This is a genomic window from Mycobacterium sp. IS-836 (assembly GCF_001954275.1).
Classification (GTDB): Bacteria; Actinomycetota; Actinomycetes; order Mycobacteriales; family Mycobacteriaceae; genus Mycobacterium.
The window spans coordinates 1-25,677 of the sequence record NZ_MBEU01000059.1; the positions used below are offsets into that span (position 1 = coordinate 1).

Sequence of the window (25,677 nt, forward strand, 5' to 3'; positions counted from 1 at the left end):
CGATCCGCACCCGGACCCTCGATGCCCCGGCTGCGTGCAGACACACGCCCTGCCAGGAAAACGGCAGCATCGTCTCGGCCTGTTCGCCGGCCACGCCCATCGCGTGCAGGGCCGCGTCCAACACCACGGGGTGGATTCCGAAGCCGCCGATCTCCCCTCCGGCGGCCTCGGGGACAGCGACCTCAGCGAACACTTCGTCGCCCCGCTGCCACATGGCCCGCAGGCCCCGGAACGCCGGCCCGTACTCATAACCCCGATCGGCCAGTTGCTCGTACGCATCGACCACGTCTACCGGCGTCGCCCCCACCGGCGGCCAGACCGACAGATCCGCGGCCGGCTGCACCGTTCCTGCGCTCAGCGCGCCCTCGGCGTGCAACACCCAGGCCGAACCGGGCTCAGCCGCAAGCGAATACACCGACACCGTCCGGCTGCCCGAACCCGTCGGGGCGCCCACCACCACCTGGATCCGCACGCCCTCGGCCGGTTGCAACAGCAGCGGCGCCGACAGCGTGAGCTCCTCCACCACGGTGCAACCGACCTCGTCGCCGGCGCGCAACGCCAACTCGACGAACCCGGCACCCGGGAACAGCACCACCCCGGCCACCGCGTGATCGGCCAGCCACGGTTGCGCAGCCACCGAGAGCCGGCCGGTGAGCACCACGCCGCCCGAGTCGGGCCCGTGGACCACCGCGCCCAGCAAGCCATGCTCGGCCCCCGCCAAACCCAGGGCACCCATGTCACCGGTTCCGGTGCCCATCTCGGGCAACCAAAACCGCTGCCGCTGAAAGGCGTACGTCGGCAACGGAACCTGACACCCGCCCACGAACGCCGCCCGCCAGTTCACGGACACGCCCGCGACGTGAGCCTGACCGACCGACAGCCAGAACCTGTCGAGCCCACCGTCCTCGCGGCCCAGCGAGGGAATGACGACGGCGTCGGCGGCATTCCGATCGGTCAGGGTTACCTCGATGCCGGCGAGCAACACCGGATGGGGACTGGATTCGATGAAAGCCTGATGGCCGCTATCGCGCGCGGCGCGCACCGCGCGTTCGAACTGCACGGTCTGCCGGATGCTCCGGTACCAGTACTCGGCGTTCAGGCCGGCGGTGTCCATGAGCTCGCCGGTGACCGTGGAGAAGAAGGCGACCGAGGACGAACGTGGCGCTATGCCTGCCAGCGCCTCGGCGAGCGGCTCACGGATCGCGTCCACCTGCGCGGAGTGCGAGGCATAGTCGACATCGATCCTGCGCGCCCGGACGCCATCCGCCTCGCTGCGTGGCATCAGTTCCTCGAGTGCCGTCACCTCACCGGAGACGACGACCGCCGAAACACCGTTGACGGCAGCAATATTGAGCCGATCCCCCCACGGTTCCAGCAACGCGCGCGCTCGCTCCAGGCCGCACGCCAGCGAGACCATCCCCCCGGAACCAGCCAACCGCACCAGCAGCCTGCTCCGCAGCGCGACGACCCGGGCGGCGTCCTCCAGCGACAACGCACCCGCGACGTACGCCGCCGCGATCTCGCCCTGCGAGTGGCCGATCACCGCGTCCGGGCGGACGCCCACCGAACGCCACAATTCGGCCAGCGACACCATCACCGCCCACAGCACCGGCTGCACCACGTCGACCCGGTCCAGCCCCGGGGCGCCCACCGCGCCCCGGATGACATCGATCAGGGACCATTCCACGTGTTCGCCGAGCGCCTTATCGCATCGGTGCATGTGATCGGCGAAAACCTTTGACGTGTCGAGCAATTGGGCCCCCATGCCGACCCATTGGGAGCCTTGGCCGGGGAAAACGAAAACCGTCCTGTCCACCGCGCGGGCACGGCCCACCACGACATTCGCGCCGGGCTCACCGGCCGCCAGCCCGGCCAATCCGGCCAGCAGCTGCTCGCGGTCAGCGCCCACCACCACCGCCCGATGCTCGAACACCGAACGCGTCGACACCAACGACCAGCCCACGTCGGCCGGATCAAGATCGGCGCCAACGTGCGTCAACAGCCGCTGCGCCTGAGCTGTGAGTGCCTCGGCCGACCGCGCGGACAACACCCACGGCACCACCGGCATGTCGTTATCGCCCGACGCGCCAACGCTTTCCAGTGCCCGCGCGTCCGCCGGGGCCTCTTCCAAGATCACATGCGCATTAGTCCCGCTGATTCCGAACGACGACACCCCGGCCCGGCGCGGACCGCCCCCCGCCGACCATGCCCGGGGTTCGGTCAACAACGAGACGGCCCCCGCCGACCAATCCACATGCGGCGTGGGCACATCCACGTGCAGCGTCCGCGGCATCAGCCCGTGGCGGATCGCCTGCACCATCTTGATCACCCCGGCCACGCCCGCGGCGGCCGAGGTATGCCCCATGTTCGATTTGATAGAACCCAGCCACAGCGGACGATCCGCCGGCCGATTCTGTCCATAGGTTGCCAGCAGCGCCTGGGCCTCGATCGGGTCGCCCAGCGTGGTGCCGGTGCCATGGCCCTCCACCAGATCCACGTCGGCCGTATTCAGCCGCGCGTTGGTCAGTGCGGCCCGCACCACCCGCTGCTGCGCCGGCCCGTTCGGGGTCGCCAGGCCGTTGGACGCGCCGTCCTGGTTGACGGCCGAGCCGCGGACCACCGCGAGTACCGGGTGGCCCATCCGCCGCGCATCGGCCAACCGCTCCAGCACCAGCGCCCCGACGCCCTCGGAGAAGCCGGTTCCGTCGGCCGCACCCGCATACGCCTTGCACCGTCCGTCGGCGGCCAGCGCGCGCTGCCGACTGAATTCGATGAACATCGCGGGGGTTGCCATGACCGTCACCCCGCCGACCAACGCCAGATCGCACTCGCCCGATCTCAGTGAGCGCGCGGCCAAGTGCAGCGCCACTAACGACGACGAACACGCGGTGTCCACCGACACCGCCGGCCCCTCCAAGCCCAGCGCGTAGGCGACGCGGCCCGAGGCGACGCTCAGCGTCGAACCGCGCAGCCCGTATCTCTCCAGCTCTCCGGGCACCCGGCCCTGGCCGCCGTACGAACCGTGGAATATCCCGGCGAACACGCCCGTCGCCGACCCGCGCAGCGTCAACGGATCAATTCCGGCCCGCTCCAACGCTTCCCACGACACTTCCATCAACAAGCGCTGCTGCGGATCCATCGCGAGCGCCTCGCTGGGCGCGATGCCGAAGAATGCCGCGTCGAAATCTGCGGCGTCCGCCAGGAATCCGCCGCACCGGGTGTACGCCTTGCCGATCGCGTCGGGGTCGGGGTCGAACAGGCCGCCCAGATCCCAGCCGCGATCGGACGGGAACTCGGACACCACGTCGCGGCCCTCGACGACCATGTCCCACAAGGCCTCCGGGGAATCCACGCCGCCCGGATACCGGCACGCCATCCCCACCACCGCGATCGGGTCGGTCGCCACGGCCAGGTACTCGCGGTTCTCCCGCTTCAGTCGCTCGTTTTCCTTGAGGGACTTGCGGAGGGCCTCGACGAGTTCGTCCTGCTTGCTGTTCATACGACCCCCGCCGAACACGGATCGCGCATCAGTGCCAGCGCAACAACACAAGTTCAGAGCAGAATCCGGGACCCATCGCGAGCATCAGGCCTGGGCTGCCGCTGGGCGGCCGCTTGCCGATGGTGTCGCGCAGCACGTGCAGCACCGACGCCGAGCTCAGGTTGCCGATCTCACCGAGTGAGCGCCAGGTCAGCTCCAAAGCCTCCGGCGGCAGGGACAGGGCGGCGTTGATCGCTTCGATGACCTTCGGGCCACCGGGGTGGCTGACGAAGGCGCCGATGTCGTCGGTGGTCAGGCCGTGGGCGGCCAGGAACTCAGTGACGTCCTTTTCGATGTATTGCTCGACCACCGCGGCGACGTCCTTGGACAGCACCAGTTCGAATCCCGTCGTGCCGATGTCGTAGCCCATCGTGCGCAGCGAGTCGGGATAGAGGTGGCTGCGGGAATCGACGACGGTCGGCCCGGCGGCGCCGATCTGTTCCGCGCGACGCTCGCCGACCGCGACCACCGCACCAGAACCGTCAGCAAACAATGCGCTGCCGACCATGCCCGCCAGCGACGGCTTGTATCCCGGGTAGGTCAGCGAGCAAAGCTCGACCGACACGAGCGCCGCGACCCCGTCCGGCGCGCCGCGCAGGTAGTCGTTCAGCCGGGCCACCCCCGCGGCCCCGGCCACGCAGCCCAACCCGAACAGCGGCACCCGGCGCACGTCGTCGCGCAGCCCGAGCCGCCCGGCGATCCGGGCATCCAGCGACGGCACCGCCAGCCCGGTGACCGTCGTCGTGACGAGCACGTCGAGGTCTTGGGGTCGCAGCCCCGCCTCGTCCAGCGCCCCCACCAGCGCCTCACAGCCGAGGTCCACGGCGTTTTCGATGAAGATCCGGTTCGCCGTGCCGAAGTCTTTGAGCGTCGGATACTTCTCCAGCGGGAGGACCAGGTGGCGGCTGTTGACCTTGGCGCTGGTGTGCAGCTGCCGAACGATGTCCTCGTAACCCTCGAACTCCGGAATGCTGACGAAAAAGTCGGTGAGCTCGCGCTGGGAGTAGCGATGTGGCGGCAACGCACCGAACACGCCCGCGATGACGCTCATTGGACCCACCCCCTGGTCACGTACTCCCGGACACGACGGTTCACCCGGATTGCTTAGCTGATGGAAGCTTAGTCCGCTCGCAAATTAACGGCAAAGAAACGGGCAGTCTCGTTTCAGCCCGCCAGCTGCTGTTGCAGCCGCTCTTTGAGCCGCTCGGAGCTGGCCAGGACCCCGTCGAGTTGGTCGGCGACCCGGGTCGGCGCGGTGCCTCCCCGGGCGTCGCGCGCCGACACCGAGCCTTCGATCGTCAGCACCTCCCTGACCTGCGGCGTCAGGTCGGAGCTGATGGCGGCCAGCTCGTCGTCGGTCAGCTCCTCGAGCCCGACGCCGCGCTCCTCGGCCGTGCGCACGGCGGCGCCGGCGGCCTCGTGCGCGGATCGGAACGGGACTCCCTGGCGCACAAGCCATTCGGCGATATCAGTGGCCAGCGTGTAGCCCGCCGGGGCCAGCGCCGCCATCCGCTCGACGTTGAACGTCAGGCTGGCCACCAGGCCCGCCATCGCCGGCAGCAGCAGCTCCAGCTGGGCCACGGAGTCGAACACCGGTTCCTTGTCTTCCTGCAGGTCACGGTTGTAGGCCAGCGGCTGGGCCTTCAGTGTCGCCAGCAGGCCGGCCAGGTTTCCGATCAGCCGCCCCGACTTGCCGCGCGCCAGCTCGGCGATGTCGGGATTCTTCTTCTGCGGCATGATCGAGCTGCCGGTGGACCACGAATCGTGCAGGGTGACGTAGCCGAACTCCGTCGAGCTCCAGATGATGATGTCCTCGGCGAGCCGGGATAGGTCCACGCCGATCATGGCGAACACGAACGCGGCTTCCGCGGCGAAATCCCGGGCCGCGGTCGCGTCGACGGAGTTGTCCGCCGAGGCGGCGAAGCCCAGGTCCGCGGCGATCGCGTCGGGGTCCAGTCCCAGCGACGTGCCAGCCAGCGCGCCCGCGCCGTACGGGGACACCGCGGCACGCTTGTCGAAGTCGACGATCCGGTCGACGTCGCGCAGCAAGGGATGCGCGTGTGCCAGCAGATGATGGGCCAGCAGGATGGGCTGCGCCGACTGCAGGTGGGTCTTGCCGGGCATGATGGCGTTCGGGTGGGCGGCGGCCTGGGCTGCCAGCGCCGCGACGACGTCGAGCGCCCCGGCGGCGACCCGCCGCACGGCGTCGCGAAGCCACATCCGGAACAGCGTGGCCACCTGATCGTTGCGCGACCGGCCGGCGCGCAGCCGGCCACCCAGGTCGGGCCCGACCCGGTCGATCAGGCCGCGCTCCAGGGCGGCGTGCACGTCTTCGTCGCTGACCAGCGGCGAAAAGCTGCCGTCGGCCACATCCTCGGCGAGGCTGTCCAGCCCCGCCAGCAGCCCGTCGCGCTGCTCCTCGTTGAGCAGCCCGGCCCGGAACAGCACGATGGTGTGGGCCCGCGACGCGGTGATGTCGTAGGGCGCCAGCACCCAGTCGAAGTGGGTGGACTTGCTCAGCGCGGCCAGCGCCTCGGACGGGCCGTCGGCGAACCGCCCGCCCCACAGTGATCCCTCGCGAGTGCTCACCGGCCTCTCACCCCATCCGCGAGTGTGAATCTCACGACGCTTCGACGGCGTGTCGCGTCGCACATTTCACACTCGCGGCCAAGAAAACTCACTGCAGGTCCCGGCGGGAGGCGATCTTCGATGACAACCCGTGCACGTAGACGAAGCCCTTCGCGGCCGACTGGTCGAAGCTGTCGCCCTCGTCGTAGGTGGCGAGGTTGAAGTCGTAGAGCGATTGCGCGCTGCGGCGGCCGTTGACCGCAATGTGGCCGCCGTGCAACACCATTCGCACCTCCCCGGACACGTGCTCCTGCGTCTTGGCGACGAAGCTCTCCAGCGCGACCTTGAGCGGTGAGTACCACAGCCCGTCGTACACCAGCTCGGCCCAGCGCTGGTCGGTGTGCCGTTTGAAGCGACCGAGTTCGCGCTCGAGGGTGACGTGTTCGAGCTCGGTGTGCGCGGTGATGAGCACCATCGCGCCTGGCGCCTCGTAGATTTCGCGGCTCTTGATGCCGACCAACCGGTCCTCGACGACGTCGAGCCGTCCCACGCCCTGCGCGCCGGCGCGGGTGTTGAGTTCCTCGATGGCCTGCAGCATCGACACCGGCTTGCCGTCGATGGACACCGGCACGCCCCGCTCGAACCCGATGATCACCTCGTCGGGCGTGCTCCAGTTCAGGGTGGGGTCTTCGGTGTAGGCGTAGATGTCCTTGGTGGGCGCGTTCCACAGGTGCTCGAGGAATCCGGTCTCCACGGCGCGGCCCCACACGTTCTGGTCGATGGAGAACGGCGAGCGTTTGGTGACGCCGATCGGGATCGCGTTCTCCTCGGCGAACGCGATCGCCTTCTCCCGCGTCCACGCGTAGTCGCGCACCGGCGCCAACACCTCCAAATCCGGTGCCAGCGAGGCGAATCCGACCTCGAACCGGACCTGGTCGTTACCCTTGCCGGTGCAGCCGTGCGCGACGATGCCGCCCCCGTGCTCGCGGGCGGCCGCCACGAGGTGCTTGACGATCAGCGGCCGGCTGATCGCGGACACCAGCGGGTAGCGGTCCATGTACAGCGCGTTGTTCAACACCGTCGGCAGGCAATATCCCTCGGCGAATTCGTCCCGGGCGTCGACAACAACGGCCTCGACCGCGCCGCAGTCCAGGGCCCGTTGGCGCACGACTTCCATGTCCTCGCCGCCCTGGCCCAGATCGATCGCGACCGCCACGACCTCACGGCCGGTCTCCTTGCCTATCCAGCTGATCGCCACCGAGGTGTCCAAACCGCCGGAATACGCCAGGATGACGCGTTCTGACATGAGTCAATCTCCTTTATTTGAGGCTCTCGAGAGTGGCGGCCAGCTCGGCGCCGGTCATCGGCTCGCGGGCGGCCACGAAGAGGGTGTCATCGCCGGCGATCGTGCCGACCACGTACGGTAGCGCCGCCCGGTCGATTGCGCTGGCCAAATAGTCGGCTGCGCCGGGCGGGGTGCGCAGCACCGCCAGGTTCGCACTGGAGTCGACGGACACCAGCAGCTCGCCCAGCAGCCGCGACAGCCGCGCGGTGCCGCCGGAGACCCCGCGCACCGGGCTGCCGTCCTCGGGGACGACGTAGACCCCGACGCCGCCGTCCGCGCCGCGCAGCTTCACCGCGCCGAGCTCCTCGAGGTCGCGCGACAGCGTGGCCTGGGTGACGTCGATGCCCTCGTCGGCCAGCCGCACCGCCAGTTCGCTCTGGCTGCTGATCGACGACGACGACAGGATCGCGACGATGCGGGCCTGCCGGCCGGCGCGGGTGGTTTCGGGGGTGGGCTTGCTGCGGGTCATTTCGACCGCTCCAACAGCCACACCAGCAGCGCCTTCTGGGCATGCAGGCGGTTCTCGGCCTCGTCCCACACCGCGCTGCGCGGCCCGTCCATCACCTCGTCGGTGATCTCGTCCCCGCGGTGGGCCGGAAGGCAGTGCAGCACAATGGCTTCCGAATCCGCCAGGCCGACGAGTCGCGGGTTGAGCTGATACGGCCGGAACGGGGTGCGGCGGTCCAGTCCGTCGTCCTCCTGCCCCATCGACGTCCAGGTGTCGGTCACCAGGACGTCGGCGCCTGCCGCGGCGGCCTCCGCATCGGGGGTGACCAGCACCGACGCGCCGGTGGCCCGCGCGCGCTGCTCGGCGGCGGCCACGACGGCCGGGTCGGGCGCGAAGCCGTCGGGCGCGGCGACAGTGACGTGGATGCCGGCGGTGACGGCGCCGAGCATCAGCGAATGGGCCATGTTGTTGGCGCCGTCGCCGAAGTAGGACAGCCGCAGCCCGTGCAGCGTCCCCTTGCGTTCGGCGATGGTCTGCAGGTCGGCGAGCACCTGGCAGGGATGGAACTCGTCGGACAGCGCGTTCACCACCGGCACCGTCGCCGCCGAGGCCATGGCGTCGAGCCGGTCCTGCCCGAACGTCCGCCACACGATGGCCTCGACGTAGCGGGACAACACCTGGGCGGTGTCCTGCAACGTCTCTTCGCGGCCCAGCTGGGTGCTGCGGGCATCGACGACGACGGCATGCCCGCCGAGCTGGGCGATACCAACCTCGAACGAGAACCGGGTGCGGGTGGAGTTCTTGTCGAAGAGGACCGCGACGCCGCGCGGACCCTCGAGGGGGCGACGGGCGAACGGGTCCTTCTTCAGGTCCGCGGCCAGCTGCAGGACCTCGGCCTGCTCGGCCGGTGCGAGGTCGTCGTCGCGCAGGAAATGCCGAATCATGTTGCGGCCCTATCGAGGATCCCCGGCAGGGCGGCGATGAAGCCCTCGATCTGGGATTCGGTGATGATCAGCGGCGGCGCCAGCCGGATGACGTCGGGAGCGGCGGCGTTCACCAGGAATCCCGCGCTGCGGGCGGCCGCCTCGGCGTCCTTGGCCCGCGGCGCGGACAGCACCACACCCCACAGCAGGCCGCGGCCGCGAACGTGGTCGATCAGCGGGTGCCCGAGCCTTTCGATGCCGTGCCGGATCGTCTTGCCCAGCACCTCGGCACGCCGGACGAGGTCGTCGGCGGCCAGGACGCGCAACACGGCCAGCGCCGCGGCGGTGCAGACGGGGTTGCCGCCGAAGGTGCTGCCGTGCAGGCCCGGCGTCACCAGCTCGGCCGCCGGCCCGACGGCCAGGCAGGCCCCGATCGGCAGCCCGCCGCCGAGCCCCTTGGCCAGCGTCACCACGTCGGGGGTGATGCCGTCGTGCTGGTGGGCGAAAAACGCGCCGGTGCGGCCCATTCCGGTCTGTACCTCGTCGAGGACCAGCAGGGCCCCGTGCCGGGCAGTGATGTCGCGGGCCGCGACCAGGTAGCCCTCGGGCGGGACGACGACGCCGCTCTCCCCCATGATCGGTTCGAGGAACACCGCGGCGGTGTCGTCGTCGACGGCGGCCGCCAGCGCATCCACCGAGCCGTACGGGACGTGTGTGACCTCACCGGGCAGCGGCGCAAACGGCGCCTGCTTGCTGGGCTGACCGGTCAAGGCCAGGGAGCCCATCGTCCGGCCGTGGAAAGCCTCTTGTGCGGCAACGAGTTTCGTGCGTCCGGTGAGCCGCGACAGCTTGAACGCCATCTCGTTCGCCTCGGTCCCGGAGTTGCAGAAGAACACCCGGGTCTGCGCGTCCGCGCCCAGCAGCCCGACCAGTTCTTCGGCCAGCGCGATGGCGGGTTCGGTGGCATACAGGTTGGACGTGTGGCCCAGCGTCGCGACCTGATGCGTCACGGCTTCGACGATGGCGGGGTGGCGATGGCCGAGCACGTTGACTGCGATGCCGCCGAGCAGGTCCAGGTACGTCTTGCCGTCGACGTCGGTGACGACGGCGCCCTCCCCGCTGGCCAACGCGACCGGCGGGGTGCCGTAGTTGTGCATCATCACGGCTTCCCACCGCTGCCGTAGCTCGTCGGTATGGGTCATGCCGAAACCACCTTGGTGCCCGTGCCCGCGTCGGTGAAAAGCTCCACCAGCACGCAGTGTTCGACCCGCCCGTCGATGACGTGTGCGCTGGGCACACCGGCCGTGACCGCGCGCAGGCAGGCTTCGACCTTGGGGATCATGCCGGCCTCCAGCGTGGGTAGCAATTGCGCCAGTGTGGCGGTGTCGATTTCGCTGACCAGCGAATCGCGGTCGGGCCAACTGGTGTACAGGCCTTCGACATCGGTCAGCATCAACAGCTTTTCTGCTCCCAGGGCTTCGGCCAGCGCCGCCGCGGCGGTGTCGGCGTTGATGTTGTGCACCACGCCATCGGCGTCGGGCGCGAGCGTCGACACCACCGGAATGCGGCGCGCCGCAATCAGATCCAGCACCGCCGCCGTGTTGACCTGATCGACGTCGCCCACCAGACCGATGTCGGTGGCCACACCGTCGACGGTGACGCTGCGCCGGACCGCGGTGAACAGCTGCGCGTCCTCGCCGGTGATGCCGACGGCGTAGGGCCCGTGTGCGTTGATCAGGTTCACCAGTTCGCGGCCGACCTGTCCGAACAGCACCATCCGCGCCACGTCGAGCACTTCCGGTGTGGTGACCCGGAATCCGCCCTTGAAGTCGCCCTCGATGCCGAGGCGGCGCAGCATCGCGGTGATCTGTGGCCCGCCGCCGTGCACGACGACAGGGTGGACGCCGCAGTTGCGCAGGAAGGCCATGTCGGCGGCGAAGGCGTGCCGCAGCGTGTCGTCGGTCATGGCGTTGCCGCCGTATTTGATCACGACGATCTTGCCGTGCAGCTGCTTGAGCCAGGGCAGGGCCTCGGCGAGCACCTGCGCCTTGACCACGGTGGTCAACTCTTCGATCTTCATGGTCATGAGCTATAGGCCGAATTCTCTTCGACGTAACCGTGCGAGAGGTCGGTGGTGCGGATGGCGGCAGAGGCGTCGCCGACGCGCAGGTCGACGGTGACATCGATGTCCGCGCCCGACAGATCCACCTCGCGCGCGCCGGGGGCCCCGACTCCGTCGACGCACACCGCGGAACCGTTGAACGACACGTTGATTCGATCCGGTTCGAAGGCGACCGGCGTCATGCCCACGGCCGCGAGCACGCGGCCCCAGTTGGGGTCCGACCCGAACAGCGCCGTCTTGACCAGGCTGTCGCGGGCGACCGCCCGGGCAGCGGTCAGCGCGTCGTCCTCGGACGCCGCGCCGGTCACCGTCACGGTGATGCGCTTGGTGACGCCCTCGGCGTCGGCCTGCAGCTGCGCGCACAGGTCGTCGCAGACCCGCAGCACCGCCTCGTCGAGATCGGCCTGCGGCGGCGCGATCCCGCTGGCGCCCGACGCCAGCAGCAGCACGGTGTCGTTGGTGGAACAGCAGCCGTCGATGTCGAGTCGGTCAAACGTGCGGGCGGCGGCGCCGCGCAGCGCGGCGTCGAGCGCTGCCGCGTCGGCGACCGCGTCGGTGCTGAGGACGCACAGCATGGTGGCCAGCGACGGCGCGAGCATGCCCGCACCTTTGGCCATCCCGCCGACCGTCCAGTTGTTCCGATGATGCAGCGCAACCTGTTTGGCCACGGTATCGGTGGTCATGATGGCGTGCGCGGCGTCGTCCCCGCCGGTCAGCCCGCCGGCCATCTCGTGCACGATCTCGCGAACCCCGGCCAGCACCTTGTCCATTGGCAGCCGGTCGCCGATCAGCCCGGTGGAGCAGACCCCGACCTCGATGGCCCCGGTCTCGGTTCCCCAGTCCGACAGCGCCGCGGCCACCGCCTCCGCGGTGGCGTGGGCGTCCTGGAACCCGCCGGGCCCGGTGCAGGCGTTCGCCCCGCCGGAGTTGAGGATCACCGCGCGCAGCGCTCCGGTGGTCAGCACCTGCTGGGTCCAGAGCACCGGCGCGGCCTTGACCCGGTTGCGGGTGAACACCCCGGCGGCGGCGTAGTCGGGCCCTTCGTTGAAGACGAGGGCGAGGTCACGGGCGCCCGATGCCTTGATCCCGGCGGCAATGCCGGCGGCGCGGAACCCGGCCGGGGCGGTGACGCCCTGCTCACGCAGCAGCCGCGCCTCGGCGGTCGTGGAGGTCACGGCGCCACTCCGACCACCGAAAGGCCTTCGGCCTCAGGCCAACCCAGCGCCAGGTTCATCGACTGCACGGCGGCACCGGCCGTGCCCTTGACCAGGTTGTCGATCGCGGCGATCGCGACGAACGTCTCGGCGGCCTCGTCCACCGCGACGGCGATGTGGGCCGCGTTGCTGCCGATGACCGACCCGGTGCGGGGCAACTGGCCGTCCGGCAGCAGATGGACGAAAGGCTCTGCGTCATAAGCCTTTTCGTAGGCGGCGCGCAGTTGTGAAAGCGGGGACCGGGTGCGTGCGGTGCAGGTGGCCAGGATGCCGCGTGACGTCGGGATGAGTACCGGTGTGAACGACACCGTGACGTCGCGATCGGTGACGGCCCGCAGCCCCTGCGCGATCTCGGGCGTGTGCCGGTGGGCGCCGGCGATGTTGTAGGCCCGCGCCGACCCGATGACCTCGGAGCCGAGCAGGTCGGTCTTGGCCGCGCGACCGGCCCCCGAGGTGCCGCTGACGGCGACCACGGTGACGGCGGGTTCGACGAGGTCCTCGGCCACCGCGGGCAACAGCGCCAGCAGCGCCGCGGTGGGATAGCACCCCGGCACCGCGATGCGGCGGGTGCCGCGCAGCCGCTCCCGCGCCCCGGGCAGCTCCGGCAGCCCGTAGGGCCAGCTGCCGGCGTGCGGGGACCCGTAGAACCGCTCCCACGCGACGGCGTCGCCGAGCCGGAAGTCCGCGCCGCAGTCGACGATCAGGGTGTCGGGGCCGAGCTGTTCGGCCAGCGCCGCCGAATGCCCGTGCGGAAGCGCGAGGAACACGACGTCATGGCCGCTCAGGACGGCGAGCTCGGTGGGCTCGACCACCCGCTGCGCCAGCGGCGTCAGGTGCGGATGATGCTCGCCCAGCGCGCTGCCGGCGCTGGCGGCGGCGGTCACCGAACCGATCGTGAGCCGGCCGTCGGCGTAGGCAGGATGCCCGACCAGCAGGCGGAGGATCTCGCCACCCGCGTAGCCGCTGGCACCGGCAACCGCCACCTTGAGAACGTCGGCCATTTCGACCATTCTGCATGGTTATGCATTAGTTTGCAAATCAATGCTACATGCGTAGTTCCGCGCCCACGGCCTCGGCGGCGCGCCGCACGGCGGCGTCGCGCGCGGCGCTGGCGTCGTCCTCGGTCAGCGTGCGATCCGGCGCGCGGAAGCGCAGCGCGAACGTCAGCGACTTGCGATGCTCACCGATCTGCGGGCCGGTGAACACGTCGAACAGCTGAATGTCCTCCAGCAGCGCGCCCGCCCCCTCGCGCACGGCGTCCGCCACCGCCTGGGCCGGCACGTCGGCCGACACCACCAGGCTGACGTCCTGAAACACCGCCGGGAACGGCGACACCCTGGGGGCCGGCAACGCCTCGACGATCGGAAGCGCATTGAGGTTCAGCTCCAGCGCGCAGGTGCCCTTCGGCAGCCCCGAGCGCTCGATCACGGCGGGATGCAGTTGGCCCGCGTGACCGACGCGGGTCTCCCCGACGAGCACCTCGGCGCAGCGGCCCGGATGCCAGGGCAGACATTGGGCCGCCCGCAGGCTCACGTCAACTCCGCTGGCGCGCGCGATGATTCGCACCGCCTCGAACGCATCGGTGGCATCCGCGGCCCGCCCGGGGCCCCAGGGGCCGCGTGGTTCACGCAGACCGGCCAGCACGACGGCGACGTGCTGCGGTTGCCGGGGCAACGACGCGTCCAGCATCGCGATCTCGGCTTCGGTCGGGCGGCGGTCCACGGGGATGAGCTCGACGCCGCGAGTCTGCTCGGTCGGCTGCACCACCTGGGCGATGGCGAACAGCGCGGCGTCGACGAGACCGCGGGACACGTTGCGCCCCAACGCTTCCAGCAGACCGGGCAGCAGCGTAGTGGCGAGCTCCGGGCGATCCGCTTCCAGCGGATTGAGCACACGGGTGGTGTTGCGCCGCGGGTCGTCTGCGGGCAGGCCCCAGAGGTCGAACACGCCGGCGGGCAGAAACGGTGTCGGCAGGACCTCAACGTAGCCGGATTGCGCGAGCGACTTGCCGATGGCGCGGCGGCGCTTCTGCACCGCGGTTAGTCCCCGCCCCGCGGGCGCCGACGGCAGCACCGACGGGATGTCCTCGAGGCCCTCCAGCCGCAGCACCTCCTCCACCAGGTCGGCGGGCTGCACGAGATCGGGTCGCCAACTCGGCGGGGTCACGGTCAACATGCCGCCATCTTCGGCGACTTCTTCCACGACCAACGCGCCGATCTGGGCCAGCCGCCGGGCGGTCGTGCCCGGGGCATAGGCGACGCCCGCGACGCGGTCCGGCAGGTCGACGGCTATCCGGATCGGCGGCAGGGACCAGTCGTCACGCGGCGGGTCACCACGCCAATCGGTCAGGGTCGGGGACACCGCTCCTCCGGTGATGTCGGCGAGCAGTGCGGCACACCGGTCCAGCGCGGCCACCGAAATGGCCGGGTCCACGGCGCGCTCATAACGACGGGCGGCCTCGCTGGGCAGGTGCAGCCGCCGCTGGGTGCGCGACACCGCGGCCGGGTCCCATACCGCGGCCTCCAGCAGCACGTCGGTGGAATCGGCGCGCACCTCGGTGCTGGCCGCACCCATCACGCCGCCGATCGCCGCCGTGGCCGCGTCATCGACGATGAGGACGTCGACCGGATCGAGCTTGCGCTCGACGTCATCGAGGGTGACGACCGTCTCGCCGGGCCGGGCGAACCGCACGCCGAGGCCGCCGCTGATGCGGTTGCGGTCGTGGGCGTGCATGGGGTGGCCCAGTTCCAGCATCACGTAGTTGGTGGCGTCGACGGCCGGGGAGGTCGCGCGGATGCCGCAGAGCAGCAGCCGGCGCTGCAACCACCATGGCGACACCGCGGCGGGGTCGATGCCGGTGACCGGCCGCAGCGCAAATCGCCGAACGCCCGTTTCGGCCTGCACCGTCAGTGGCCACGCCTCGCCCTCGACGGGCAGCGGCTTGACCTCCGCGGGGTCGACGAAGTCCAGGTCGTAGGCGCAGGCGATCTCACGGGCCAGGCCGCGCACCGACATGCAGTAGCCGCGGTCGGGGGTGATGGCCAGGTGGAAGACGACGTCGTCCAATCCGAGCACGCCGGCGCCGTCGGCCCCGGGTTCGGCCGTGCCGGGTGGCAGCACCAAGATTCCGGAATGGTCTGCGCCCAACCCGAGTTCGGCCGTCGAGCAGATCATTCCGTCGGAGTTGCGACCGTAGGTTTTGCGCGCGCTGATGGCGAACCCGCCGGGCAGCGTGGTGCCGGGCAGCGCCACCACGACCAGGTCGCCGACGACGAAATTGGTTGCCCCACAAACGATATGGCGGGGCTGTCCCTCGCCGACGTCGACGAGACACGCCCGGATCGGCTTCTTGAACTCGGTGAGCTCCTCGATGCCGGTGACCCGCCCAACGGTCAGCGGTCCGTCGACCGGACCGAGCGTGACGACTTCTTCGACCTCGTGGCCGATGCGCACCAGGGTCTGCTCGAGGTCGCCGGGGGCGACGTCCCAGCCGGGAGCACCTTCCGCGACGACCTCGCGCAGCCAGCTATACGGAATGCGCATCAGGCACCCACCCCGAAGGGCAACGAGAACCGGACGTCCCCCTCGACCATGTCCCGCATGTCGGGAATGCCGTTGCGGAACTGCAGCGTGCGTTCCAGGCCCATCCCGAACGCGAAGCCGGAGTAGACGTCGGGGTCGATCCCCGCGGCACGCAACTCGTTTGGATGCACCATGCCGCAGCCGCCCCACTCCACCCAGTCGGCGCCGCCCTTCTTGTCGGTGAACCACACGTCGAACTCGGCGGACGGTTCGGTGAACGGGAAGAAGTGCGGCCGGAACCGGGTGCGCACCGCGGGACCGAACTCCGCACGCGCGAACGCGTCCAGTGTTCCCCGCAGGTGGGCCATGGTCAGGCCGCGGTCGACGGCCAACCCTTCGACTTGGTAGAAGACGGGCGTATGGGTGGCGTCGAGTTCATCGGTACGGAACGTGCGGCCGATCGAGATGATGTAGACGGGCAGCTCGCGCTCGAGCAGGGTGCGTACCTGCACCGGCGAGGTGTGCGTGCGCAGCACCTGCCGCGAACCCTCCGGCGCGACATAGAAGGTGTCCTGTTCGCTGCGCGCCGGGTGGTCGGGCGGGAAGTTCAGGGCGTCGAAGTTGAACTGCTCGGTCTCGACCTCCGGCCCCTCGACCAGCTCCCATCCCATCGCGATGAAGGTGTCGGCGACGTGCTCGGCCAATATCGTGATCGGGTGCCGGGCGCCGGTTGGCTGGCGCGTCGACGGCAACGTGACGTCGATGCCCTCGGCGACCAGTACGGCCGCGTCGCGCTCGGCGCGCAGGGTCGCCAGCCGTTCGTCATAGCTGCGCTGGGCCTCGCTGCGTGCGGTGTTGACGCGCTTGCCGGCGTCCGCGCGCCGGTCCTTGGGCAAGGCGGCCAACGCTTGTCGCGCCAGTGCGAGCGGCGAGCGGTCACCGAGGTGCTCGGTCTTGACGAGCGCCAGCGCCTCCAGGTCACCCGCGTGTGCGATGGCCTGCCGGGCGGCATCGACCGCATTGGTCAACGCTTCCGGCGACAGGTCGACGGGTTGATCGCCCACGCGGCGACACTCTCCTTGCTGACGAGGCTGTTGGAACGGCTGGATGCGCCCAGCGCAAATGCCGATCATAGGGGATTCGGTGCACGGCGCTCGGCGTGCTAGGAGACGCCGAGGGGCGCCTAGCCCGCCATGACCGGCTGCAGACCGGCTGGCGCGTCGGCGGCCAGCGCGAGCACGCCGCGGCGCGCGACGAACTGCGCGACCGCGTAGGCCGCTGCGGCGCCCAGGACGCCGAACGACGACGCGGCGGCCATCGTTCCCCAGTGATGCGCCAGCATCAGGAACCCAAACCCTGAGGACGCCGCCAGCATCAGGACGCGTACCGGGGTCCACCGGATTGGCTGGCGGAATCGCGCGGACACCAGGACGCCCAGCACGACGGCGACGGTGTGCCCGGCGTCGGTGAAGTCACCACCGATGATTGCCGACGCCACGCCGGCCGCCACCCACCAGCCGACCCACGCCGCACGCCACCGCGACGGAATCACCGCCGTCATCGCGCCCAGCACCGCGAGGGCGCCATAGCTCATTCCCACGTCGCTGGCGTGGGCGATCGAAATCGGCAGCCAGCCGAACTCGACCGACGCCGCGAGCGCGGCGGCCACCACCAGGGTCGCGCCGATGTGGCCGACGACGAACGCCATGATCAGCCGGATGGTGCGCAAATGCAGTTCGGCGAGGGCGAGCAGGCACGTCAGGAACGGCAACCAGAAGTAGAGCGGGCCGGCATCGACGACCAGCGCGCTGCCCAGCAGCGTGCCCACATGGCCGTGCGCCAGGTTGTGCAGGTTGGTGCTGGCGCGCTGAACGAGCACGTCGTGCGCGTGCGGGCCGAGCGCCAGGATCGCGCAACTGATGGCGAGCAGAATCGCCACGTATCCAATGGTGAACCGGACCCGGGCCAGCCGGGAGAAGATGCCCCCAATCATCGGTGTCTATTATGCGGGCTAATTTGTTTCCGAAGTGTGATCGGAGGCTGTCAACTCCCTAAGAGTCCGCAGGCGATAGATCGCCAGGTCCGCGGGGACGCCGGCGGTCTTCGGCGCGAATACCGGTTTACGTGCACGTTTGGCGACGACGCCCATCGCGTCCAGCGCGGTTTGGGGTATCCGGTCGAGTGACGAACTCGACACCATGATTCCGCCCTTGGTGGCCCGTTCCATCACGCGGGCGGCGATGTTGACGTCGACGCCGAGCCAGTCGGCGGCCATCCGCTGCGGGCGTCCGGTGTGGATCCCGACCCGCATCCGCGGCGTGTAGCCGTCCACGTCGACCGATCTCAGCTCGTCCTTGGCGGCCAGCACGGCCCGCACGGCGACCGTCGGATCGCCGAACACTGCCATCAGCCCGTCGCCCATCCGCTTGACGATGTGCCCTCCCGCGTCGAGCAGCGGCGGTTCGACCGCCCGCGCCACCTGCCGCAGCAGGGCGAGCGCCGCGTCGTCCCCGGCGTGCAGCGACCACGTCGAAAAGCCGACGAGATCGGTGAATACCAGCGTCACTTCCGGGTTGGCCGGCCGTCGGGACACCGCCTCGGTCAGCGCCTGCCACACCTGCAGCACGCCGAGGCTGAGCTCGCGCGACGCGGCGTCGCGATCCCCCAGCAGCCGGTCGGCGGCGCGCGCCGCCGCCCGCGGCGCACCCTCACCCGCGGTGGACAGCGGGTCGCCGAACTCGTGGTCGCCGGGCAACAGCCGTCGCGCCCGCCGCACGAACGCCACCACGCCGGGGCTGTGGTTGGTCGTGCGCAACCACTGCGCCGGAGAGCGAAGTTTCGAATCGGGGGGCGCCGCCGTGGTCACCGATTCAGAGTCCGTTTCCTGGGGCTCACCCGGGACCGGATCGCCAGGTGCGCGCTCCACTTGGCCAGGGTAAGTAGTTCCGGCTGACGCAGGCAATGACGCCCGCTTCGGTTGTGTCACATCTCGCATAGAAGGCCCTGATTGACACCGGATTACCGGCCGGCCACGCCGGCATCGAAACTCGGTAACACCCGGCCGCGCCGAGGCCCGAAATCATAGACAACACGCGTTGTCAAAGTTATCGTGAGCGCAGGTAGTACTAGGAGGCCGTGATGACTGCCGCGTCGACTGCGTCCGCTGATCCGCTCGGGCCAGATTCCCTCACCTGGAAGTACTTTGGCGATTTGCGCACCGGGATGATGGGCATCTGGATCGGGGCTATCCAGAACATGTATCCGGAACTCGGCGCGGGGGTCGAGGAGCACTCGATCCTGCTGCGTGAGCCGCTGCAGCGCGTGACCCGGTCGGTGTACCCCATCATGGGCGTCGTCTACGACGGCGAGCGGGCCGCGCAGACCGGTGAGCAGATCAAGCGCTACCACGACACCATCAAGGGGACCGACACCGCGGGGCGCCGCTACCACGCCCTGAACCCGGAGACCTTCTACTGGGCGCACGCCACGTTCTTCATGCTCGTCATCAAGGTGGCCGAGTACTTCTGCGGGGGCTTGACCGAGGCGGAGAAGCGGCAGCTGTTCGACGAGCATGTCCGGTGGTACCGGATGTACGGGATGAGCATGCGGCCGGTGCCGAAATCCTGGGAGGAATTCCAGGAGTACTGGGACCGGGTGTGCCGCGAGGAGCTGGAAATCAACCAGGCGACGCTGGACATCTTCCAGATTCGCATCCCCAAGCCGAAGTTCATCCTGATGCCGACGCCGATCTGGGATCAATTGTTCAGGCCGTTGGTGGCCGGTCAGCGCTGGATCGCGGCGGGTCTGTTCGAGCCCGCGGTGCGCGAGAAGGCGGGCATGCGCTGGACGCCGGGCGACGAGGTGTTGTTGCGCATCTTCGGCAAGATGGTCGAGCTGGCCTTCCTGGCCGTCCCCGACGAGATCCGCTTGCACCCGCGCGCGTTGGCCGCATACCGGCGCGCCCAGGGGCGGATTCCGGGTGACGCGCCGTTGGTCGAGGCACCGGAATTCGTGGCGCCGCCGCGTGATCGCCGCGGGCTGCCGATGCACTACTTCCCGCCGCGCAAGTCGCTGATGGAGCGCGCCGGGTCGCTGGTGCACACCACGCTCTCGCTGGCCGGCATGCGCCCGGCTAGGGGTCGCGGAAAGGCAGCGTAGGAGGGCCGCTAAGGCCGCGTCGGCGCGGCCAGGGCCCGCGCGCTCTGGTAGAGACAGATCGCCGCGGCCGCGGCCACGTTCAGGCTCTCCGCGCCGCCGGACATCGGGATGCACACCCGGTGATCCGCCCCGTCGGCGATTTCGGCTGGCAGACCGTGCGATTCGGGCCCGAACAGCCATGCCGTCGGCGTGCCGAGCAGTTCTCCGGCCTCGTCGAGACGGGTCTCGCCGTCGATCGTGGTCGCCAGCACCTGCAGCCCGGCGGCGCGCAGCGCCGTGAGGACGGCGTGGACGTCGGGCTCGGTGACGACCGGGATCGCGAAAATGCTGCCGGCGGACGCGCGCAAGCACTTGCCGTTGTACGGGTCGACGCTGTGCCCGCCCAAGATCACGGCCGCGGCGCCCATGGCGTCGGCGATGCGTATCACCGTGCCCGCATTGCCCGGCTCGCTGATCTCGACGGCGACTGCGACCAGCCGGGGGTCGTCGGCCAGCGCGTCCTCGAGTCCGATGGCCGGGACGTCGCACACCGCCACCATCCCCGCGGGAGTGACGGTGTCGGACAAGGCTTTTGCGGCACGCTCGGTCACCAGGTGAACGGGCGCCTGTTGCTTGGCGAGCAGCGCCCCATGGCGCCGCGCCGCCGACTCGGTGACGAATACCTCCCGGACCAGTCCGCGCAGCGACGCGGCCTCCACCAGATTGGGGCCTTCGGCGAGAAATTTCCCCGCCCGCCGCCGGCCGACGTGGCGATGCAGTTTGACCGCCGCGGACACCCTCGCGGAGCGTTCGGTCAGCACCGAAACGACCTGCCGCGAACGGGAACTCAGGCAGCCTCTCCCGAGGGGGCGTTGACGTCCTCGGGCAGTGCCGCCCGGGCGACGTCGACGAGCGCGGTGAACGCCGCCGGGTCGGCGATCGCGATATCGGCGAGGTTCTTGCGGTCCACTTCCACACCCGCGGCCTTGAGACCCTGGATCAGCCGGTTGTAGGTGATGTCATTGGCGCGCGCGGCGGCGTTGATCCGCGAGATCCACAATTTGCGGAATTCGCCCTTGCGCGCGCGGCGGTCGCGGTAGGCGTAGTTCAGCGAATGCAGCTGCTGCTCTTTGGCTTTGCGATAGAGCCGGGATCGCTGGCCGCGATAGCCCTTCGAGGCCTTCAGAACGCTGCGCCTCTTCTTGTGGGCGTTGACCGCCCGCTTCACGCGTGCCATGGATGTTCCTACTCTCGTTCAGACGTAAATGGTCAGGGTCAGCCGTTCAACAAAGCGTTGATGCGCTTGGTGTCGTTGGCTGAAACCGTGGTGCGGCCGTCCAGCCGCCGGGTCCGCTTGGTGGGCTTGTGCTCGAGCAGATGCCGGCGATTGGCTTTTTGCCGGACGATCTTTCCGGTCCCGGTGCGCCGGAACCGCTTGGAAGCCCCGCTGTGGGTCTTGGCCTTGGGCATATTTCCTCTGGTTCTAGTTCTGCTGTTCTGCGGTATTCGGATCGGCCGCGGGCGCGGCCTCGGGTCCTTCGGGGTGACGCGCCCTGGCGCGGGTCTTCGCGCCGCGGTGCGGTGCCAGCACCATCGTCATGTTGCGGCCGTCCTGCTTGGCCGACGTCTCGACGAAGCCGTAGTCGGCGACGTCCGCGCCCAGCCGCTGCAGCAATCGGTAGCCCAGCTCGGGCCGCGACTGCTCACGTCCGCGGAACATGATGGTGACCTTTACCTTCGATCCCGCTTCCAGGAAGCGGACCACGTGGCCCTTCTTGGTCTCGTAGTCGTGATCGTCGATCTTGGGTCGAAGCTTTTGCTCTTTGACGACGGTCTGCTGCTGGTTCCGGCGGGATTCGCGCGCCTTCTGCGCCGCCTCGTACTTGTACTTGCCGTAGTCCATGATCTTGCAGACCGGGGGTCTGGCGTTCGGGGCGACTTCGACAAGGTCGAGATCGGCGTCTGCGGCGACGCGCAGTGCGTCTTCGATACGCACGATGCCTACCTGCTCCCCCCCTGGGCCAATCAATCGGACTTCAGGTACGCGAATGCGCTCGTTGACGCGGGTCTCAGTGCTGATGGGGCCTCCCTTGTTGGGCTTGTGGTCGTCCAATCACGACCAGTGCCTGGGCCCGTCCGAAGTCAGCGGTGGGAACACCACACCACCAGCAAAAAGGCCCTGCACAAGCAGGGCCCAATGCCGACCGATCGCGGCTTGATCCGTGGGTCAAGCCGCCCCCGCCATGCGCGGAGCAGGCATTATGCAATGCCCGTGACCGGACCGTGTCGCCGTGACCGAGACGGAAACCTTCTCGCGGCTAGCGGTGGGAGTGGGACTCCACTTAACTGTCCTGGCTTTCGCCGGGATGGTCGCGACGGACAGTTTAGCAGCCGTGAGCCGCCCGCCAGCACTCGCGAGTCCGGCGACGCGGCCGACAAACTCTTTCGCATCACGAGGCATTTCACGGGTAGAGGGAATATCCTCGCGGTCTGTGACACTCGCTTCTGCTGGCTCGGGCCCTCGGTCTGGCAGCCGGTCGCGCTCCCGGTATCACTGGGTACCGGCGGCGGCTGGCTGGACCGTTGGCGTCATCGCCACCCTGTCGCTGGTGGGCAGCGTGTCGCCACTGTTCCGCTGGCTGATCAAGGTCCCGCGCGAGTTCATCAACGACTACCTGTTCAACTTCCCGGACACCAGCCTCGCCTGGTCGTTCGTGCTGGCCTTGCTGGCGGCGGCCCTGACCGCGCGCAAACGCATCGCCTGGCTGCTGCTGCTCGGCCAGATGATCCTCGCCGCGTTCTGGAATGCCGCCGACATCGCGGCGGGCGACAACACCGCCGCCGAGACCTTCGGCGAGAACCTCGGGTTCGCCGTGCACGTCGTCGCGATCGTCCTGCTGGTTTTGGGCTATCGGGAGTTCTGGGCCAAGGTCCGCAAGGCCGCGCTGTTCAAGGCGGCCGCGGTACTGGTCGTCGGCGACGTCATCGGCATCCTGCTGTCCTGGGGTCTCGTCGAGCTGTTCCCCGGATCGCTTGCGCGGCAAGACCGCCTGCCCTACGTGGCCAACCGGGTGGTCGGCTTCGCCCTCGCGGACCCCACCCTGTTCACCGGCAGGCCGCACGTGCTGATGAACGCGATCTTCGGGTTGTTCGGCGCGCTCGCGTTGATCGCCGCGACGATCGTGCTGTTCCAGTCCCAGCGCGCCGACAACGCGCTGACGGGTGAGGACGAGTCGGCCATCCGCGGCCTGCTGGAGCTGTGGGGCAAAAACGACTCCCTGGGCTACTTCGCGACCCGTCGCGACAAGTCGGTGGTGTTCGCGCACAGCGGCCGCGCGGCCATCACCTATCGCGTCGAAATCGGTGTCTGCCTCGCCAGCGGCGACCCGGTGGGCGACCCGCGCGCCTGGCGGCAGGCCGTGGATGCGTGGTTGGGTCTGTGCCAGACCTACGGCTGGGCGCCCGGTGTCATGGGCGCCAGTTCGCAAGGCGCGCAGGTGTATCGGGAGGCCGGCCTCAACGCGCTCGAGCTGGGCGACGAGGCGATTCTGCGGACCTCCGAATTCAAACTGTCCGGCCCGGACATGCGCGGGGTCCGCCAGGCCGTGACGCGGGCCCGCAGGGCCGGGCTGACGGTGCGCATCCGGCGGCACCGCGACATCTCCCCCGAGGAGATGACGGACACCATCTCGCGCGCCGACTCCTGGCGCGACACCCAAACCGAGCGAGGCTTTTCCATGGCGCTGGGCCGGCTGGGCGATCCGGCCGACGGGGACTGCCTGCTGGTCGAGGCGATCGACCCGCACGGCCAAGTGGTCGCCATGCTGTCGCTGGTCCCCTGGGGAACCACCGGCGTCTCCCTGGATCTGATGCGGCGCTCTCCGCAATCTCCCAACGGCACCATCGAGCTGATGGTCAGCGATCTCGCCCTGAACGCCGAAACCCTTGGTATTTCCCGCATTTCGCTGAACTTCGCGATGTTCCGGTCAGCGTTCGAGCAAGGTGCCCAACTCGGCGCCGGTCCGATCGCCCGGCTGTGGCGCGGGCTATTGATCTTCTTCTCGCGGTGGTGGCAGCTGGAGACGTTGTACCGCTCGAACATGAAATACCAACCCGAGTGGGTGCCCCGCTATGCCTGCTACGAAGACGCCCGGTTGATCCCCCGGGTGGGCGTCGCGTCGGTCATCGCCGAGGGTTTCCTCGTGCTGCCGTTCAGGCGGCGCGACAAGCTGCACACCGGACACCACCCCGCGGTACCCGCCCGGCTGGCGGAATCGGGGTTGCTGCACCACGACGGGTCGGCCCCGGATGTCAGCGGGCTCAGAAGCGACGAGGGCATCGACGAAGACGAGGACGAGTTCAGGTCCCGCCTGCCCGAGCAGGTGCGGGTGCGCATGACCAAGCTGAAGACGCTGCGCCGCACCGGCATTGACGCCTACCCCGTCGGCTCCCCGCCAACTCACAGCGTCGCGCAGGCGCTGGACGCCGGCGACCAGGACGCCGTCTCGGTGTCCGGCCGGATATTGCGGATCCGCGATTTCGGCGGTGTCCTGTTCGCCCAGTTGCGTGACTGGTCGGGCGAAATGCAAGTGCTGCTGGACAATTCACGTCTGGAGTGCGGCCGCACCGCCGATTTCCACGCGGCCATCGATCTGGGCGACCTGGTCGAGATGACCGGGCACATGGGTTTTTCGAAGAACGGGACGCGCTCGCTGATCGTGCGCGACTGGCGGATGATCGGCAAGTGCCTGCGGCCGTTGCCGAATAAATGGAAAGGACTGACCGACCCCGAGGCACGAGTGCGGACCCGCTACGTCGACCTGGCCGTCAATACCGAGTCGCGTGGTTTGATCACCGCCCGGAGCAGCGTGTTGCGTTCGATCCGCGAGACGCTGTTCGCCAAGGGGTTCATCGAAGTCGAGACCCCGATCCTGCAGCAGATCCACGGCGGAGCCACGGCCCGCCCGTTCGTCACGCATATCAACACCTACGACATGGACCTGTTCTTGCGCATCGCGCCGGAGCTCTACCTGAAGCGGTTGTGCGTCGGCGGCGTGGAGCGAGTGTTCGAACTGGGCCGGGCGTTCCGCAACGAGGGGGTGGACTTCAGCCACAACCCCGAGTTCACCCTGCTGGAGGCCTACCAGGCGCACGCCGACTACCTGACGTGGATCGACGGGTGCCGCGAGCTCATCCAGAACGCGGCCCAGGCCGCCAACGGGGAGCAGACAGTGTGGCGGCCCCGCACGGACCCCGGGCCCGACGCCGCCGACGTTGAGCCCGTCGACATTTCGGGCGTGTGGCCAGTGAAAACCGTGCACGACGCGGTATCCGAAGCCCTCGGCGAACGCGTCGACCCCGAGACCTCGCTGAGCGCGCTGCGCAAGCTGGCCGATGCGGCGCACATTCCCTACCGGGCCCAGTGGGACGCCGGCGCGGTGGTGCTGGAGCTCTACGAGCACCTCGTCGAGGACCGGACCGAGCGGCCGACGTTCTATATCGACTTTCCGACGTCCGTGTCGCCGCTGACCCGCCCCCACCGCAGTCGGCGCGGCGTCGCCGAGCGGTGGGACCTGGTGGCGTGGGGTGTCGAGCTGGGCACCGCGTACAGCGAACTCACCGACCCGGTGGAACAGCGGCGCCGCCTGCACGAGCAGTCGCTGTTGGCGGCCGGCGGCGATCCCGAGGCGATGGAGCTGGACGAGGACTTCCTGCAGGCGATGGAATACGCGATGCCACCCACCGGCGGGCTCGGGATGGGCATCGATCGCCTCGTCATGCTCATAACCGGCCGCAGCATCCGCGAGACCCTGCCATTTCCGCTGGCCAAGCCCCACTAGTGGGCGCCGGCGACGGCGGC

Annotated in this window: 20 protein-coding genes; 2 read left to right on the top strand and 18 right to left on the bottom strand. The window is 69.4% G+C overall.

Annotated features, from left to right (window positions below; genetic code table 11):
• The 14 genes from A5747_RS16260 to A5747_RS16325 form a co-directional block, all read right to left on the bottom strand.
• On the bottom strand, nt 1-3,499 hold a 3,499-nt coding region (locus tag A5747_RS16260; protein WP_142245617.1), incomplete at its 3' end, for a type I polyketide synthase.
• 28 nt (nt 3,500-3,527) lie between these two features.
• Nucleotides 3,528-4,589 carry a type III polyketide synthase gene (locus A5747_RS16265; protein WP_076126030.1) on the bottom strand — a complete coding sequence of 354 codons (1,062 nt, stop codon included), beginning with the start codon at nt 4,587-4,589 and terminating at the stop codon, nt 3,528-3,530.
• A gap of 113 nt (nt 4,590-4,702) precedes the next feature.
• Entirely contained in the window at nt 4,703-6,127 is a 1,425-nt protein-coding gene (gene argH, locus A5747_RS16270; RefSeq protein ID WP_076126031.1) for an argininosuccinate lyase, read from the bottom strand.
• A gap of 88 nt (nt 6,128-6,215) precedes the next feature.
• A complete protein-coding gene (locus A5747_RS16275; RefSeq protein WP_076126033.1) occupies nt 6,216-7,412 on the bottom strand; it encodes an argininosuccinate synthase in 1,197 nt (398 codons plus the stop codon).
• 13 nt (nt 7,413-7,425) lie between these two features.
• The gene (locus tag A5747_RS16280; protein ID WP_076058868.1) at nt 7,426-7,920 is read right to left on the bottom strand and encodes an arginine repressor; all 495 of its coding nucleotides are present in this window, start codon (nt 7,918-7,920) and stop codon (nt 7,426-7,428) included.
• Nucleotides 7,917-8,843 (bottom strand): ornithine carbamoyltransferase, encoded by a 927-nt coding sequence (argF, locus tag A5747_RS16285; protein WP_076126036.1) that lies wholly within the window; start codon nt 8,841-8,843, stop codon nt 7,917-7,919. Before argF ends, A5747_RS16280 begins: the two co-directional genes overlap by 4 nt.
• The gene (locus A5747_RS16290; RefSeq protein WP_076126038.1) at nt 8,840-10,024 is read right to left on the bottom strand and encodes an acetylornithine transaminase; all 1,185 of its coding nucleotides are present in this window, start codon (nt 10,022-10,024) and stop codon (nt 8,840-8,842) included. Before A5747_RS16290 ends, argF begins: the two co-directional genes overlap by 4 nt.
• Nucleotides 10,021-10,902, bottom strand: a complete 882-nt coding sequence (gene argB / locus A5747_RS16295; protein ID WP_198938208.1) for an acetylglutamate kinase — start codon at nt 10,900-10,902, stop codon at nt 10,021-10,023. The genes A5747_RS16290 and argB overlap by 4 nt, the downstream gene beginning before the upstream one ends.
• 2 nt (nt 10,903-10,904) lie before the next feature.
• Entirely contained in the window at nt 10,905-12,119 is a 1,215-nt protein-coding gene (argJ, locus tag A5747_RS16300; protein ID WP_076126042.1) for a bifunctional glutamate N-acetyltransferase/amino-acid acetyltransferase ArgJ, read from the bottom strand.
• Nucleotides 12,116-13,159, bottom strand: a complete 1,044-nt coding sequence (argC, locus tag A5747_RS16305) for an N-acetyl-gamma-glutamyl-phosphate reductase (protein ID WP_076126103.1) — start codon at nt 13,157-13,159, stop codon at nt 12,116-12,118. Before argC ends, argJ begins: the two co-directional genes overlap by 4 nt.
• Nucleotides 13,160-13,202: 43 nt before the next feature.
• The gene (gene pheT, locus A5747_RS16310; RefSeq protein WP_076126044.1) at nt 13,203-15,701 is read right to left on the bottom strand and encodes a phenylalanine--tRNA ligase subunit beta; all 2,499 of its coding nucleotides are present in this window, start codon (nt 15,699-15,701) and stop codon (nt 13,203-13,205) included.
• Nucleotides 15,701-16,744, bottom strand: coding sequence for a phenylalanine--tRNA ligase subunit alpha (gene pheS, locus A5747_RS16315; protein WP_076126046.1), 1,044 nt, complete (start codon nt 16,742-16,744; stop codon nt 15,701-15,703). Before pheS ends, pheT begins: the two co-directional genes overlap by 1 nt.
• A gap of 119 nt (nt 16,745-16,863) precedes the next feature.
• Nucleotides 16,864-17,673 carry a rhomboid-like protein gene (locus tag A5747_RS16320; RefSeq protein WP_076126048.1) on the bottom strand — a complete coding sequence of 270 codons (810 nt, stop codon included), beginning with the start codon at nt 17,671-17,673 and terminating at the stop codon, nt 16,864-16,866.
• An 18-nt stretch (nt 17,674-17,691) separates the two neighbouring features.
• Nucleotides 17,692-18,606 carry an adenylate/guanylate cyclase domain-containing protein gene (locus A5747_RS16325; protein WP_369805116.1) on the bottom strand — a complete coding sequence of 305 codons (915 nt, stop codon included), beginning with the start codon at nt 18,604-18,606 and terminating at the stop codon, nt 17,692-17,694.
• Nucleotides 18,607-18,818: 212 nt separating this feature from the next.
• Between A5747_RS16325 and A5747_RS16330 the strand changes: the two genes are divergently transcribed.
• Nucleotides 18,819-19,838, top strand: a complete 1,020-nt coding sequence (locus A5747_RS16330; protein WP_076126050.1) for an oxygenase MpaB family protein — start codon at nt 18,819-18,821, stop codon at nt 19,836-19,838.
• 8 nt (nt 19,839-19,846) lie between these two features.
• Here the strand turns inward: A5747_RS16330 and A5747_RS16335 are convergent, their stop codons facing one another.
• From A5747_RS16335 to infC, 4 genes are read right to left on the bottom strand one after another with little or no spacing between them, the layout of a single operon-like run.
• Nucleotides 19,847-20,638 carry an RNA methyltransferase gene (locus A5747_RS16335; protein WP_076126052.1) on the bottom strand — a complete coding sequence of 264 codons (792 nt, stop codon included), beginning with the start codon at nt 20,636-20,638 and terminating at the stop codon, nt 19,847-19,849.
• Between the two features lie 26 nt (nt 20,639-20,664).
• Nucleotides 20,665-21,054, bottom strand: coding sequence for a 50S ribosomal protein L20 (gene rplT / locus A5747_RS16340; RefSeq protein WP_076058852.1), 390 nt, complete (start codon nt 21,052-21,054; stop codon nt 20,665-20,667).
• Nucleotides 21,055-21,092: 38 nt separating this feature from the next.
• Nucleotides 21,093-21,287, bottom strand: a complete 195-nt coding sequence (rpmI, locus tag A5747_RS16345; RefSeq protein WP_076058850.1) for a 50S ribosomal protein L35 — start codon at nt 21,285-21,287, stop codon at nt 21,093-21,095.
• 13 nt (nt 21,288-21,300) lie between these two features.
• Entirely contained in the window at nt 21,301-21,897 is a 597-nt protein-coding gene (infC, locus tag A5747_RS16350; protein ID WP_076126108.1) for a translation initiation factor IF-3, read from the bottom strand.
• A gap of 412 nt (nt 21,898-22,309) precedes the next feature.
• Here infC and lysX point away from each other — a divergent pair, with 412 nt between their 5' ends.
• Nucleotides 22,310-25,657, top strand: coding sequence for a bifunctional lysylphosphatidylglycerol synthetase/lysine--tRNA ligase LysX (lysX, locus tag A5747_RS16355; RefSeq protein ID WP_083700500.1), 3,348 nt, complete (start codon nt 22,310-22,312; stop codon nt 25,655-25,657).
• Nucleotides 25,658-25,677 lie beyond the last annotated feature (20 nt).